The 14,098-nt window shown below is 63.6% G+C and carries 11 protein-coding genes and 1 pseudogene; 8 read left to right on the plus strand and 4 right to left on the minus strand.

The window, feature by feature from the left end; all coding sequences use genetic code 11:
* The first annotated feature begins 326 nt into the window (after positions 1 to 326).
* Together purE and HW090_RS10660 are read left to right on the plus strand one after the other, a co-directional pair.
* A complete protein-coding gene (gene purE / locus HW090_RS10655; RefSeq protein ID WP_179113509.1) occupies positions 327 to 818 on the plus strand; it encodes a 5-(carboxyamino)imidazole ribonucleotide mutase in 492 nt (163 codons plus the stop codon).
* A 3-nt stretch (positions 819 to 821) separates the two neighbouring features.
* Entirely contained in the window at positions 822 to 1,904 is a 1,083-nt protein-coding gene (locus HW090_RS10660; protein ID WP_179113510.1) for a 5-(carboxyamino)imidazole ribonucleotide synthase, read from the plus strand.
* Positions 1,905 to 2,690: 786 nt separating this feature from the next.
* On the opposite strand, the gene hexR is transcribed toward HW090_RS10660, so the two are convergent.
* Positions 2,691 to 3,557 (minus strand): transcriptional regulator HexR, encoded by an 867-nt coding sequence (gene hexR / locus HW090_RS10665; protein WP_179113511.1) that lies wholly within the window; start codon positions 3,555 to 3,557, stop codon positions 2,691 to 2,693.
* Between the two features lie 184 nt (positions 3,558 to 3,741).
* Here hexR and zwf point away from each other — a divergent pair, with 184 nt between their 5' ends.
* From zwf to yegQ, 6 genes and pseudogenes are all read left to right on the plus strand, one after another.
* Entirely contained in the window at positions 3,742 to 5,166 is a 1,425-nt protein-coding gene (zwf, locus tag HW090_RS10670) for a glucose-6-phosphate dehydrogenase (protein WP_218673576.1), read from the plus strand.
* A gap of 553 nt (positions 5,167 to 5,719) precedes the next feature.
* Positions 5,720 to 6,148: pseudogene (gene ectA / locus HW090_RS17910) on the plus strand (diaminobutyrate acetyltransferase); the annotation flags it as partial.
* Positions 6,149 to 6,238: 90 nt separating this feature from the next.
* Positions 6,239 to 7,516 (plus strand): diaminobutyrate--2-oxoglutarate transaminase, encoded by a 1,278-nt coding sequence (ectB, locus tag HW090_RS10675; protein ID WP_256930803.1) that lies wholly within the window; start codon positions 6,239 to 6,241, stop codon positions 7,514 to 7,516.
* A gap of 10 nt (positions 7,517 to 7,526) precedes the next feature.
* Positions 7,527 to 7,904 (plus strand): ectoine synthase, encoded by a 378-nt coding sequence (locus HW090_RS10680; protein WP_179113514.1) that lies wholly within the window; start codon positions 7,527 to 7,529, stop codon positions 7,902 to 7,904.
* A gap of 209 nt (positions 7,905 to 8,113) precedes the next feature.
* A complete protein-coding gene (locus tag HW090_RS10685; RefSeq protein WP_179113515.1) occupies positions 8,114 to 9,544 on the plus strand; it encodes an aspartate kinase in 1,431 nt (476 codons plus the stop codon).
* Between the two features lie 338 nt (positions 9,545 to 9,882).
* Complete coding sequence (gene yegQ / locus HW090_RS10690) at positions 9,883 to 11,232, plus strand: tRNA 5-hydroxyuridine modification protein YegQ (protein ID WP_179113516.1); 1,350 nt, start codon at positions 9,883 to 9,885, stop codon at positions 11,230 to 11,232.
* 70 nt (positions 11,233 to 11,302) lie between these two features.
* On the opposite strand, the gene xopAW is transcribed toward yegQ, so the two are convergent.
* From xopAW to HW090_RS10705, 3 genes are all read right to left on the minus strand, one after another.
* Positions 11,303 to 12,073 carry a XopAW family type III secretion system calcium-binding effector gene (xopAW, locus tag HW090_RS10695; protein ID WP_179113517.1) on the minus strand — a complete coding sequence of 257 codons (771 nt, stop codon included), beginning with the start codon at positions 12,071 to 12,073 and terminating at the stop codon, positions 11,303 to 11,305.
* 75 nt (positions 12,074 to 12,148) lie between these two features.
* Positions 12,149 to 13,216: an ATP-binding protein gene (locus HW090_RS10700; protein ID WP_179114890.1), complete on the minus strand. Its 1,068-nt coding sequence runs from the start codon at positions 13,214 to 13,216 to the stop codon at positions 12,149 to 12,151.
* Positions 13,213 to 13,956, minus strand: a complete 744-nt coding sequence (locus tag HW090_RS10705) for a response regulator (protein WP_179113518.1) — start codon at positions 13,954 to 13,956, stop codon at positions 13,213 to 13,215. Before HW090_RS10705 ends, HW090_RS10700 begins: the two co-directional genes overlap by 4 nt.
* Between the last annotated feature and the right edge of the window lie 142 nt (positions 13,957 to 14,098).

Raw genomic sequence — 14,098 nt, forward strand, 5'->3', positions numbered from 1 at the left:
GTGTCAAACCACTCAAGTATTCAGTCGTCCTCGTCAAGACGGTACCTGGTGTGCGCTATCCATCCCTCCGATGGAGCCGTTGCCATACAGCGCGCATGGGCGCCCTTTCCGGTATAATGCCGCGCCTTCGAACCGGCCCCGCGCTGGTTTGCCGCTATGACGAGCCACGCCATCCTGCGTGGCTCGCTGGTTTCTGCGCCGCCACCCATGTACGGGGCGAATGCGGAAGCCGGATGCGCCGGCTGGCGCCCTGACTTTTTCGAAGGCGCCAGCCGGCGCCGTTTACATTCGCAGGCGCGACTCGCGCCACGACGAGAGGCACGACGATGAGCGCACTGGTTGGCGTGATCATGGGTTCCAAGTCCGATTGGAGCACCCTCAGCCACACGGCGGACATGCTGGAAAAGCTCGGCATCCCCTTCGAGGTCAAGGTGGTCTCTGCCCACCGTACTCCTGACCTGCTGTTCCAGTACGCCGAACAGGCCGAGGAACGCGGTATCCAGGTGATCATCGCCGGTGCCGGCGGTGCTGCCCACCTGCCAGGCATGTGCGCGGCCAAGACCCACCTGCCGGTACTCGGCGTACCGGTGCAGTCGTCGATGCTCTCGGGTGTGGATTCGCTGCTGTCCATCGTGCAGATGCCTGCCGGTATCCCGGTCGCCACCCTGGCCATCGGCAAGGCGGGTGCGGTGAATGCCGCGCTGCTGGCCGCCAGCATCCTCGGCCACCAGCACCCGCAGTTCCACGCCGCGCTCAAGCAGTTCCGTACCGAACAGACGGAAACCGTGCTCAACAACCCGGACCCGCGTGAGGCCTGACAGATGAAGATCGGTGTAATCGGTGGCGGCCAACTGGGCCGCATGCTGGCCCTGGCTGGCACCCCGCTGGGCATGGACTTCGCCTTCCTCGACCCAGCGCCCGACGCCTGTGCCCAGGCGCTGGGCGAGCATATCCGGGCCGATTACGGCGATCAGGAACACCTGCGCCAACTGGCCGATGAAGTCGATCTGGTCACCTTCGAATTCGAGAGCGTGCCGGCGGAAACCGTCGCCTTTCTCTCGCAGTTCGTGCCGGTCTACCCGAGCGCCGAGTCCTTGCGCATCGCGCGCGACCGCTGGTTCGAGAAGTCCATGTTCCGCGAACTGGGCATCCCCACGCCCGAGTTCGCCGATATCCAGTCCCAGGCCGACCTGGACGCCGCCGTGGCCGCCATTGGCCTGCCGGCGGTGATGAAGACCCGCACCCTGGGCTATGACGGCAAGGGCCAGAAGGTCCTGCGCCAGCCCGAGGACGTGACCGGCGCCTTCGCCGAGCTGGGCAGCGTGCCGTGCATCCTCGAAGGCTTCGTGCCCTTCAGCGGCGAAGTCTCGCTGATCGCCGTGCGCGCCCGCGACGGCGAGACGCGCTTCTATCCGCTGGTGCACAACACCCACGACAGCGGCATCCTCGCCCTGTCCGTGGCCAGCAGAAGCCATCCGTTGCAGGCACTGGCCGAGGACTATGTCGGGCGGGTGCTGGAGCGGCTGGACTATGCCGGCGTGCTGGCCTTCGAATTCTTCGAAGTGGATGGCGGGCTGAAAGCCAATGAAATCGCCCCGCGCGTACACAACTCCGGCCACTGGACCATCGAAGGCGCCGAGTGCAGCCAGTTCGAGAACCACCTGCGCGCCGTCGCCGGCCTGCCACTGGGTTCCACCGCCAAGCTGGGCGAGAGCGCCATGCTCAACTTCATCGGCGAAGTGCCGTCGGTGGACAAGGTAATCGCCATCGCCGATTGCCACCTGCACCACTACGGCAAGGCCTTCAAGACTGGGCGCAAGGTCGGCCACGCCACCCTGCGCAGCGCTGACCGCGCCACCCTCGATGCGCGTATTGCCGAGGTCAAGGCGTTGATCAAGGGCTGAAGGCTTTCTCGCGAATGCAGCATCTGAAGGTCTTATGCGCCTTTCAGGTGCGGGCAGTTCTTCGTGGTGGTACCAATCGCAGGATCATCAGCGTCTCACCTCGGGCTGCGGTGGGACTGTTGGCAGTCAATACCGAAGTGGCCATAAGAAAAACAGCTCTCAGCCTACAGCCCCCGTCATTCCCGCGAAGGCGCACTACTGTCCGGTACGTATTTTGCCTCTGAGGGCTGCAAGGTTTATGAAGCTTGGATGTACGGTTTGAGGCTTGCTCTGCCGACTCAATATCGCGTTCAGGGCTGTTCGTTCTCATGACCGCGTGTCGCGAGCCCGACCAGCCCCTCTACGCAACACGCATGAACCCATCCATGGGGCTCTTCGTCGGCGTCCCTGCCGACGAAGGTTGCTACGAGGGGCTGGTCGGGCTCGCGGCAAATATCGAAGTGACCATGGGAAAAAGCCACAACTCCGTCGCTCCCGCGTAGGCGGGAGCCTAGGTGCGCAAGGCCAAGGCCGGAGGGCTTCTTCCTACAGTCGCCGCAGAAGATGGCTGTGCGGATGCCAGGTGGTGGGACGGGGCCTTCGTCGCCAGGGATGGCGGCGAAGAGCTACAGGGATGTATTCACGCGTGCCCCGCCCCACCACCTGGCATTTGCACAGGAACGATGAGCGCAAGGCTACCGTATCGTGGGTTAGGCAAAAGGCATACCGACACTAGTGCGCCTTCGCGGGCACGACGGTGGAAGGGCGAAGGTTGTGTAGTACCGCCTGTCCACCCGCGTCGCTGTATCAGTCTTCCTGAGATTTCACCGTCTTCGGCGACAGTCTCAGGCTGCGCAGGCTGCGTTTGACGCTTTTCAGGTGGTTGACCAGGTCTGGGCCGCGGGCCATGGCGACGCCCATGGCCAGCACGTCGATCACCACCAGGTGGGCGATACGCGAGGTCAGCGGGGTGTAGATCTCGGTGTCTTCCTGCACGTCGATGGCCAGGTGCACGGTGGCCAGGTCCGCCAGCGGCGTCTGGCTCGGGCATAAGGTGACCAGGGTGGCACCACTCTCACGCACCACGTTGGCGGTGATCAGCAGGTCCTTGGAGCGCCCGGACTGGGAAATGCAGATCGCCACGTCCGTGGGTTTCAGCGTGACCGCCGACATTGCCTGCATATGCGGGTCGGAATAGGCCGCGGCAGACAGCAGCAGGCGGAAGAATTTGTGCTGGGCATCGGTGGCGACCGCGCCGGACGCGCCGAAGCCATAGAACTCCACCCGCTCGGCATTGGCCATGGCGGTGATGGCGCGTTGCAGCGCTACCGGATCGAGGTGTTCGCGCACCTCGATCAGCGTGTGCAGGGTGGTGTCGAAAATCTTCAGGCTGAAGTCGGATACTGCATCGTTCTCGCTGATGGCGAACTGGCCGAAGCTGGCACCGGCAGCCAGGCTCTGCGCCAGCTTCAACTTGAGGTCCTGGAAGCCCAGGCAACCGATGGCGCGACAGAAGCGCACGATGGTTGGCTCGCTGACGCCGACGCTGTGGGCGAGATCAGCCATCGAGCTGTGCATCACCGCCGTCGGGTCGAGCAGGACATGGTCAGCCACCTTCAGCTCCGACTTGCGCAGAGAAGGTCTCGATTGGGCGATGTGTTGCAGCAGATTCACGATAGCGGCTCGCTTTTCGGCGTGCTGGCCCGGTTGTCTGGCCAGGGTGGTTGTAGTGGGCCTGTAGTTATACTACAAGAAACACCCGAACGCCCACCCGCCTGTGCTTGGATAGCGCTCAGGCTTGTGTCAGGGTGTCGGCGTTCGATGGCTCTGGAGGGATACCGTGGCTTTTTCCTGCGACATGCTGGTGTTTGGTGGTACCGGCGACCTGGCACTGCACAAGCTGATTCCGGCGCTCTATCACTTGCACCGTGATGGGCGACTGCATGCTGACGTGCGCATCCTGGCGCTGGCGCGCCGCAGCCTCACACGCGAGGCTTACCTGGCGCTGGCCGAGCGTCACTGTCGGGCGCAGGTGGCGCGGGCGGACTTCCAGAAGGAGGTCTGGCAAGGCTTCGCCCAGCGCCTGGACTACTTTGCCATGGATGCCTCGCAGCGCGGCGAGTTCACCCGCCTGGCGCGTCACCTGGGCGATGATCGCAAGCGCGTGCGGGTGTACTACCTGGCCACCGCCCCGGACCTGTTCGAACCGATCGCCAGCAACCTGCAAACCGCTGGTCTGGCTGACGAGCAGGCGCGCATCGTGCTGGAGAAGCCCATCGGTCATTCGCTGGAGTCGGCGTTGGCGATCAACGCCGCCATCGGCCAGGTGTTCGCCGAGCCGCGCATCTATCGTATCGACCATTACCTGGGCAAGGAGACCGTGCAGAACCTGATGGCGCTGCGCTTCGCCAATGCGCTGTTCGAGCCGGTCTGGCGCGCCGGACATATCGAGCATGTGCAGATCACCGTGGCGGAAACCCTCGGCGTGGAGAACCGTGGCAGCTACTACGACAACGCCGGTGCGATGCGCGACATGCTGCAGAACCACCTGCTGCAACTGCTTTGCCTGGTGGCGATGGAGGCGCCGGTGCGCTTCGACGCCGAGGCGGTGCGCAACGAGAAGGTCAAGGTGCTGGAGGCGCTCAAGCCCATCGCCGGCCTTGACGTGCAGGACAAGACCGTGCGCGGCCAGTACGGCGCTGGCAAGGTCGGCGGGCAGGACGTGCAGGCGTACTACTTCGAGAAAAATGTAGATAACGACAGCGATACCGAAACCTTCGTCGCGGTGCAGGCGGAGATCGACAACTGGCGCTGGGCCGGCGTGCCCTTCTACCTGCGCACCGGCAAGCGCATGGCACGCAAGCGTTCGGAGATCGTCATCACCTTCAAGCCGGTGCCGCACCTGCTGTTCGAGGAGGAGCAGTGCAACCGCCTGGTGATCAGCCTGCAGCCCGAGGAAAGCATCAGCCTGCACCTGATGGCCAAGGCGCCGGGCAAGGGCATGCAACTGGAGCCGGTGGAACTGGACCTGAATCTGGCCAAGGCCTTCCGCCAGGCGCGGCGCTGGGATGCCTACGAGCGGTTGCTGCTGGACGTGATCGAGGGCGACTCGACGCTGTTCATGCGCCGCGACGAGGTCGAGGCGGCCTGGCGCTGGGTCGATCCGATCCTCAAGGGCTGGCAGGGCCACTACCGCAAGCCCCGGCCTTATCCCGCCGGTATCGACGGCCCGGAGCTGGCCCGGCAGCTACTGGATCGGCGTGGGCATGACTGGTGGCCTTGAGCGGCCTCCTGTCGAACGGATGCCGGCAAACACCTCCTGGAGCCGAGTACGTTGTCGGTCCAGTCGCTGGCGATGATATGGCGTCGGACGGGTAATGCGGGTTCAGTCGTGAATTACGTTTTGTTACGAATTGCCAGACTACCGTTCATCGGTTGATTTTTATCGGTGAAATGACGCCACGCTCTTCGGTTCGTCTCCGCTATATATGTGTGAATATTCCATGGCGATATGTCCGGCAACCTGGTCGTATTCTTCCGGCCATATCCGGACACGTGTAGAAAGTTGTTCAGGCCTTCTGCAACAGGGGCTGTGGAGGAATAGCCGGGGTCTAGTGAAAGTGCCCTGAACTGTCCGGAAAATCCTTCATTTTCAACGCTCACGGTGCTGTCTAACATACGCTTTGAAGCACGCCGGCATGGCGCTGCAGGACTTTCGAAGTTCTTGTCGAATATCCCGCTGATACGGAGTGTTTCATCCGGAAAGCGGGTTGTTACATGTGTCGATCTATGTTTGCCTGTAAAGGAATTCAATCAACTACCCACAAGGATTTGTTTTGAGTTTCTGCAAAGTAACACTCCGTCGGCCCAACGACGGCGATGGTTACAACCTCCATCATCTGGTCGCTCGCTGTCAGCCGCTGGATGTCAATTCGGTCTACTGCAACCTGCTGCAGTGCACCGATTTCTCCGATACCTCCATTGCCGCCGAAGATGCCCAGGGGCAACTGGTCGGCTTCATTTCCGGTTACCGCCCGCCTTCCCGTCCAGACACGCTGTTTGTCTGGCAGGTCGCTGTCGATGCCTGCATGCGTGGCCAGGGCCTGGCACTGTGCATGTTGCTGGCACTGGTCGAGCGCTGCGCCGAGCAAGGTGTGCGTTACCTGGAAACCACCATCTCGCCGGACAACGGCGCATCCCAGGCCCTGTTCAGGAAGGCCTTCGCGCGGCTCGGCATTGATTGCCAGACCCGCGTGCTGTTCTCCCGGGCCGCACATTTCGACGGTCGCCATGAGGACGAGGTGCTCTATCGCGCCGGTCCCATCGTCGCCACCGTCAGATATCAAGGAGCAGACATGAATGTTTTCGAGTTGAACGAGTCCTCGGTCCGCAGTTATTGCCGGTCCTTCCCCGTGGTCTTCAAGCAGGCGCGGGGCGCCGAGCTGATTACCCGTGACGGCAAGCATTACATCGACTTCCTGGCCGGTGCTGGCACGCTCAACTACGGGCACAACCACCCGGTGCTCAAGCAGGCGTTGCTCGACTACATTGCCGGTGATGGCCTGGCCCATGGCCTGGATATGTATTCCGAGGCCAAGGAGCGTTTCCTTGAAACCTTCAACCGGCTGATCCTCGAACCGCGCGGCATGGGCGACTACCTGATGCAGTTCACCGGCCCCACCGGCACCAACGCGGTGGAAGCGGCGCTGAAGCTGGCACGCAAGGTCACCGGGCGCAGTAATGTGATCAGCTTCACCAACGGCTTCCACGGTTGCAGCATCGGCGCGCTGGCAGCCACCGGCAACCAGCATCACCGTGGCGCGGCCGGTACTGCGCTGAGCGATGTCAGCCGCATGCCGTACGCCAACTATTTCGGCGAAAAGGCCGACACCATCGGCATGATCGACAAGCTGCTGGCCGACCCGAGCAGCGGTATCGACAAGCCGGCGGCGGTGATCGTCGAGGTGCTGCAGGGCGAGGGCGGCCTGAATGCTGCTTCAGCCGAGTGGATGCGCAAGTTGCAGCAGCTCTGCCGCAAACACGAAATGCTGCTGATCGTCGACGATATCCAGGCCGGTTGCGGGCGTACCGGCAGCTTCTTCAGCTTCGAGGAAATGGGCGTCCAGCCGGACATGATCACCCTGTCCAAGTCCCTCAGTGGCTTCGGCGTGCCCTTCGCCATGGTGCTGCTGCGCAAGGAGCTGGACCAGTGGCAACCCGGCGAACACAACGGCACCTTCCGGGGCAACAACCATGCCTTCGTCACTGCCGCTGCGGCCTTGGAACACTTCTGGCGCGACGACGCCTTCGCCCGCAGCGTGCGCGCCAAGGGCAAGCGCATTGCCGAGGGCATGGCGCGCATCGTGCGCCGCCATGGGCCGGATTCGTTAGCGGTCAAGGGGCGCGGCATGATGCTCGGCATTCGCTGCGCGGATGGTGAGGTCGCCTCGGCCATCTGTCGGCATGCCTTCGACAATGGCCTGGTGATCGAGACCAGCGGCCCCCATGGCGAGGTGGTCAAGTGCCTGTGCCCGCTGGTGATCAGCGAAGAGCAGATCGACAAGGCGTTGGGCATTCTCGACAAGGCGTTCGCCGCCGTGTTGTCCAGCCAGTCCGCCGAGCAAGCATCCTGAGGAGCCGAACATGATCGTAAGAACCCTGGCCGAGGCCGAGCGCAGCGAGCGCCGTGTCGTCAGCGAGAACTGGGAGAGTACGCGGATGTTGTTGAAGGACGACAACATGGGCTTCTCCTTCCATATCACCACTATCTATGCCGGCACCGAGACGCACATCTGGTACCGCAACCACTTGGAGTCGGTGTATTGCATCAGCGGCGAAGGCGAGATCGAGACCCTGGCCGACGGCAAGGTCTACCCGATCCGCCCCGGCACGCTCTATATCCTCGACCAGCACGATGAACACCTGCTGCGCGGTACCACGGAAATGAAGATGGCCTGCGTCTTCAATCCACCGCTGAATGGCCAGGAAGTGCATGACGCGGACGGCGTCTATCCGCTGTAGGCAGCCATGAGCTGCGAGCCGGCAGCGAAAGCGATTCCCGGCTTGCAGCTTGGCCCTGTTCTATCTACCCCCGCATGTAGATAATGGCGCACGAATTGGCGCCGGGCCGCGCAGTCGTGCATGAAAACGGGAACAGGCCCTAAATCCGAAACATCCTCGGGGCGTTTCCCCGGGGATGGAACACACCCATGACGGGACGTTGAATCTCGATGCATACAGTAGAAAAAATCGGCGGCACTTCCATGAGCCGCTTCGAGGAGGTCCTCGACAATATCCTGATCGGCCAGCGCCAGGGCGCCGAGCTTTACCGGCGTATTTTCGTGGTGTCGGCCTACAGTGGCATGACCAACCTGCTGCTGGAGCACAAGAAGACCGGCGAGCCGGGCGTCTACCAGCGCTTCGCCGAGGCGCACAACGAAAGCGCCTGGTGCGAGACCCTGGAAACGGTGCGCCGGCTGATGCTGGAGAAGAACGCCGAACTGTTCGGCGATGCGCCCGAGCAGAAGGCCGCCGACGATTTCATCAACACCCGTATCGACGACGCCCGCGATTGCATGCTCAGCCTGCAGCGCCTGTGTGCCTATGGGCACTTCCAGTTGAGCGAGCACCTGATGAAGGTGCGCGAGATGCTCGCCTCCATCGGTGAAGCCCACAGTGCCTACAACTCGGTGTTGGCATTGCAGCAGCGCGGTGTGAATGCGCGCATGGCCGACCTGACCGGCTGGCACCGCGACTCGCCGCTGCCGTTCGAGGAAATGGTGCGCGAGAGCTTCGAGGACTTCGACTTCAAGCGCGAGCTGGTGGTCGCCACTGGCTACACCCATTGCAGCGAAGGCCTGATGAACACCTTCGACCGTGGCTACAGCGAGATCACCTTCGCCCAGATCGCCGCCGCCACCGGCGCCCACGAAGCGATCATCCACAAGGAGTTCCACCTCAGCAGCGCCGACCCGAACCTGGTCGGTGCCGACAAGGTGGTGACCATCGGCCGTACCAACTACGACGTGGCCGACCAGTTGTCCAACCTCGGCATGGAAGCGATCCACCCGCGCGCGGCCAAGACCCTGCGCCGCGCCGGCATCGAGTTGCGCATCAAGAATGCCTTCGAGCCGGAGCATGGCGGTACGCTGATCAGCCAGTCTTACCGCAGCGAGCGGCCCTGCGTGGAGATCATCGCCGGGCGCAAGGACGTTTTCGGCATCGAGGTGTTCGACCAGGACATGCTCGGCGACCTGGCCTACGACATCGAAATCACCCGAATGCTGAAGAAGCTCAAGCTCTACCTGGTGAACAAGGACTCCGATGCCAACAGCATCACCTACTTCCTGTCCGGCTCGCGCAAGCTGATCAACCGTGCCGCGCGGCTGATCGAGGAGCAGTACCCGAGTGCCGAAGTCACCGTGCACAACATCGCCATCGTCTCGGCCATCGGCTCGCACATGAAGGTCAAGGGCATCCTGGCCAAGACCGCCGCCGCACTGGCTGAGGCTGGCATCAGCATCCAGGCGCTGCACCAGTCGATCCGCCAGGTGGAGATGCAGTGCGTGGTCAACGAGGATGACTACGAGGCAGCGATCATCGCCCTGCACCGTGCGTTGATCGAGCCGGAGAACCACAAGGGTGTGATCGCCGCGGCGTGATCGGCAGGCGTAGAGCCGTCTGCGCTGGTGACTGTAGAAAAAGCGCGTTGGCCATAAGCCTGCGCACCTGGGTTCCCGCCTACGCGGGAACGACGGGTTGAGCTTTTTCCCAAGGACACCTCGGTATTGACCGCGGGGCTGGTCGGGCATCGCGATGCGCAGTCGAGCGGCCCTGAAATCACAGGCCTGCGAGATTGGGCCGGCGGGAGCCAGGCGATGGTCGCACGCTATTCCCGGGGCTGGGCAAGCGAGGTGCGTACAACGGCCGCACATAGCGCGATTGGCGTGGCAGGCTGCTAGAATCGCGCCCCTTCTCGTTTCCTGACCTCGTTACGACCATGCGCACCGAACTGTTGTCCCCCGCCGGCACCCTCAAATCCATGCGTTATGCCTTCGCCTATGGCGCCGACGCGGTGTATGCCGGGCAGCCACGCTACAGCCTGCGGGTGCGCAACAACGAGTTCGACCATGCCAACCTAAAGCTTGGCATCGACGAGGCCCACGCGCTGGGCAAGCAGTTCTACGTGGTGGTCAACATCGCGCCGCACAACGCCAAGCTGAGGACCTTCATCAAGGACCTGGAGCCGGTGGTGGCGATGGGGCCGGATGCGCTGATCATGTCCGATCCCGGCCTGATCATGCTGGTTCGCCAGCATTTTCCGCAGATGAATATCCACCTCTCGGTGCAGGCCAACGCGGTCAACTGGGCCAGCGTGAAGTTCTGGCACGAGCAGGGGCTGACCCGGGCGATCCTGTCCCGCGAGCTGTCGCTGGAGGAGATCGGCGAGATCCGCGAGCAGGTGCCGGGCATGGAGCTGGAAGTCTTCGTCCATGGCGCGCTGTGCATGGCCTATTCCGGGCGTTGCCTGTTGTCCGGCTATATCAACAAGCGCGACCCGAACCAGGGCACCTGCACCAACGCCTGCCGTTGGGAGTACAAGACTCACGAGGCGAAAGAGAACGAAGTCGGGGATATCGTGCACGTTCATGAGCCGATTCCCGTGCAGCCGGTGGAGCCGACGCTGGGCGTCGGTGCGCCGACCGACCAGGTGGTGCTGCTGGAAGAGCTGAATCGCCCTGGCGAGTTCATGTCTGCCTTCGAGGATGAGCACGGCACCTACATCATGAACTCCAAGGACCTGCGCGCCGTGCAGCACGTCGAGCGTCTGGTGCAGATGGGCGTGCATTCGCTGAAGATCGAAGGCCGCACCAAGTCCCACTACTACGTGGCGCGTACCGCCCAGGTGTACCGCAAGGCCATCGACGATGCGCTGGCCGGTCGACCCTTCGACAAGTCGCTGATGGACACCTTGGAGTCCCTGGCCCACCGCGGCTACACCGAGGGCTTCCTGCGCCGCCATGTGCACGATGAATACCAGAACTACGAGCGCGGTTTCTCGCTGTCCGAGCGCCAGCAGTTCGTCGGTGAACTGACCGGCGAGCGTCGCAACGGCCTGGCCGAGGTCAAGGTGAAGAACCGCTTCGCGGTCGGCGACCGCCTGGAGCTGATGACGCCCCAGGGCAACCTCAACCTGCGCCTGGAGGCGCTGGAGAACCGCAAAGGCGAGCGGGTCGAGGTGGCGCCGGGCGATGGCCATACCCTGTACATGCCGGTGCCGGACGATGTCGACTTGCAATACGCGCTGCTGATGCGCGAGCTGGACGGTGGCAGCACCACTCGCGGTTGAGAGGTGCTTCAGCGTCCACTCATGGCCCACGCGGCCGGTGCGCCCCCACGCTCCGGCTTCCCTGCCGCACTCAAGCGGTCAGGTTGAGCTGGCTGCCGACGCTGTTCTGGAAGCTGACATTGCTCTGATACTGCTCGACCAGCTTGGCGAACAGGGCGGTGAAGGCTTCCTGTGTATCGCTGCTGCTTGAGTCTGTATTCGCGCTGAACAGGCTGCTCAGTTCATCCTGGCTGATGCTGCCGTCACCGTTCGCGTCCAGCGTGGAGAACAGCTCTTCGCTCTCGCTATCCGACGCTGCCTGCGGCCCCGGTGGTGGAGGCGGGGGCGGTGTCAGCGCACTCAGTTCTTCCATGTTGACGCTACCGTCCGAGTCCTCGTCCAGGGCTTCGAGCAGGCTGCTGCCGTCAGTGCTGCCCGTACCGAACAGGGCCGACAGCTCTTCGGTGTTCAGGCTGCCATCCTCGTCAGCATCCAACTGGCTGAAAAGCTCTTCGGTGCTGATGCCCCCGCCAGGCGGCGGTGGTGGCGGTGGAGGTGCCAGGGCGGCGAACTCGTCGCTGTCGAGGCTACCGTCGCCGTTTGCGTCGAGCTGGCCGAGCAGTTCGTCGATGTCGATCACCGAGCTGCTTTCTTCGCTGCCGGAGGCCGAACTCAGCGCACTGGAAAGCTCGTCCGCGGTGATGTTGCCATCACCGTCGCTGTCCAGCAGGCTGAACAGTTTTTCCTGTATTTCCTTGGTCGCCCCAGCGCTTTCGCTGCCACTGCTGGCTGTGCTGCGTTGGGCGCTGGTGTACGTCGAGGCATAGCTATAGCCCGAGTACCCACTGACACCACTGATCATGAGCGTCACTCCCCTGTCTGGCATGCCGGAGGGGTTTCTCCGGTGCTGCCAGAATGGGCTGGGTGTGTATCGCAGCTATTTGGGTTTTGTATCGTCGTTGATACCGGGCTGGCGCGGCAGCCTGAGTATGGCGGTCAGGCCGCCGCCGGGGGTGTCTGCCAGGGTTATGTCGCCCCCCTGGCGGCGCGCCGCTTCGCGGGCGATGGTCAGGCCCAGGCCGACACCGCCGAAGCTGCGGTTGCGCGAGGCGTCGAGACGGAAGAAGGCTTCGAACACTGCCTCGCGCTGGCTTTCCTCGATGCCTGGCCCATGGTCGATGATGCGCACCTCGACCGCATCATCGCTGTCGCGCAGTTCTATCTCGGCATGCCCGGCGTAGCGCAGTGCATTCTCCAGCAGATTGCTGACGCAGGAGCGCAACGACAGCGGCTGAGCCAGCAGCGGCCGGCACTGGCCCTGTACGCTGACCCTGGCGTCGTTCTCCAGGGCGTCCTCGGCCATCGCCTCCACCATTGCCTGCACGTCGAGGCGCTGTGGCGCTTCATTGCTGCGTTGCTGGCGCAGGTAACGCAGCGTGGCGTCGAGCATCTCGATCATCTCGCCGAGGTCCTGGTCCATGCGCTCCCGCAAGGGTTCGTCGGGTATCTGCTCCAGGCGCAGCTTGAGGCGTGCCAGCGGCGTACGCAGGTCGTGCGAGACGGCCGCCAGCATGCGTGTGCGCTGCTGCACCTGGTCACGGATGCGCTGCTGCATGCGGTTGAAGGCATTGGCCGCCAGGCGGGTTTCGCGCGGGCCTTTCTCGATCATGGGCGGGCAGTCCAGGTCTTCGGCGAGGTGTTCGGCACCCTCTGCCAGGTGGCGGATCGGCCGGCTGAGCAGTCGGGCGCCATACCAGGCGGCGACCAGCAGGGTGAGCAGCTGGAAGCCGAGCACGATCAGCGGGCCGTCGATCCTGAAATGCGGTGGCGGCGGAGGGGCCGGCGGCAGCATGTCGCCAGCGTCGATTTCAAGGTGGGGTGGCGGTGGCGGCGGGTGGTCGCCGTAGTGGGTCAGCCAGGCGAAGGCCAGGGCATGGGCCAGCAGGATGGCGATCAGGAAGACGCCGAACAGGCGGGCGAACAGGCTGTCAGTGCGGCGCATCAGCGGATCTCGGCGACATCGAACAGGTAACCTTCGCCACGCACCGTCTTGATCAGCGCAGGGTTGCGCGGGTCGTCGTCGAGCTTCTGGCGCAGGCGTGAGACGAGCAGGTCGATACTGCGGTCGAAGGCCTCGATGGAGCGCCCGCGCGCGGCGTCCAGCAGCAACTCGCGGCTGAGTACCCTGCGTGGTCGTTCGATGAAGGCCCAGAGCAGGCGAAACTCGGCGTTCGACAGCGGCACCACCAGGCCGCTGGCCGATTGCAACTGGCGCAATGCGCTGTGCAGCGTCCAGCCGGCGAAATGCAGCAGGTTCGGCGGTTCGTCGCGCGCCACCTCGCGGCCATCGCGCACCCGGCGCAGGATGCTCTGGATGCGCGCCACCAGTTCGCGCGGTTCGAAGGGCTTGGCCATGTAGTCATCGGCCCCCAGTTCCAGGCCGATGATGCGGTCGGTCGGCTCGCATCGGGCGGTGAGCATCAGGATCGGAATGCCCGAGCTGGCGCGCAGTTCGCGGCACAGGCACAGGCCGTCTTCGCCGGGCAGCATGAGGTCGAGGATGATCACGTCGAAATGCGCCTGCGCCATGGCGCGTCGCATGCCGGCGCCATCGCCGACGGCTTCGCTGTCGATGTTGAAGCGGATCAGGTAGTCGCTGAGCAATTCGCGCAGTTCCCGGTTGTCGTCGACGATCAGGGCGCGGGTCGTGCGTGGGCGTGGCGCGTGGGCGGTAGAGGCGTGCACTGGAGGCAGGCTCCATTTGCGAAGGGTGGAGGGGTTTCCGGCTACCGGGCACCATGCTCGGGGTTGTGGGTATCCGGAGCATGTCGGCTATGTATCCTAACCGACACATGAGGCTTTTTCCCTCTCCCCCTGCGTTCTCCCA

The organism is Pseudomonas sp. ABC1 (assembly GCF_013395055.1).
In the GTDB taxonomy this organism is placed as follows: domain Bacteria; phylum Pseudomonadota; class Gammaproteobacteria; order Pseudomonadales; family Pseudomonadaceae; genus Stutzerimonas.